This is a genomic window from Caballeronia jiangsuensis (assembly GCF_046030135.1).
Lineage (GTDB): Bacteria > Pseudomonadota > Gammaproteobacteria > Burkholderiales > Burkholderiaceae > Caballeronia > Caballeronia jiangsuensis.
Genome location: NZ_JAQQDB010000129.1, coordinates 1 through 522, shown reverse-complemented (window position 1 = coordinate 522; position 522 = coordinate 1). Strand labels below are relative to the sequence as shown.

Sequence of the window (522 nt, the reverse complement as noted above, 5' to 3'; positions counted from 1 at the left end):
GTAAGCAACCGGCGAAGTCATCTTGATCTGCAAGTCGAGCAGCCGGACGATCATGTCCATTCAGATTTCAAATGGACATGTGTACATGATGGACGAACCCGAGGTGGTCCAGGATGTTGTTCAGCCGACACGGCGCCGGCGGCATAGCAAGGAATTCAAGCAGATGGTCATTCGGGCGGCAATGCAGCCAAACGTGTCGATTGCGGCCGTGGCACTGCATTACCGGTTGAACGCCAACCTGCTGCGCGGTTGGGTTGCGGCGCAGGAGGAACGCGATGTCGCTGAAGCGGCGCGACAGGAGTTGAATGTCTCGACGTCGGAATTTGTTCCACTGCAGATGCAAAATGGTTTTGCAGGGGCGACGCACATCGAGATTGAGGTGCGCAGAGGCGCGACGTCGATCACCGTGCGCTGGCCGCTGTCGGCCGCGAGCGACTGCGCAACTTGGCTGCAGGGGTGGTTGCGTTGATTCGCATCGATGCCATCTGGCTCGCGACGGAGCCGGTCGACATGCGCGCCGGT

General features: G+C 59.8%; 1 protein-coding gene. It reads left to right on the top strand.

Going from position 1 to position 522, the window contains the following annotated elements; genetic code table 11:
- The first annotated feature begins 52 nt into the window (after positions 1-52).
- Positions 53-469, top strand: a complete 417-nt coding sequence (locus PQR08_RS38675) for a transposase (RefSeq protein ID WP_408151644.1) — start codon at positions 53-55, stop codon at positions 467-469.
- The last annotated feature ends 53 nt before the right edge of the window (positions 470-522 follow it).

Bases quoted from the DNA above. Each gene is read 5' to 3' on its own strand.
- PQR08_RS38675 (WP_408151644.1), top strand. From the start codon at position 53: ATGTCCATTCAGATTTCAAATGGACATGTGTACATGATGGACGAACCC.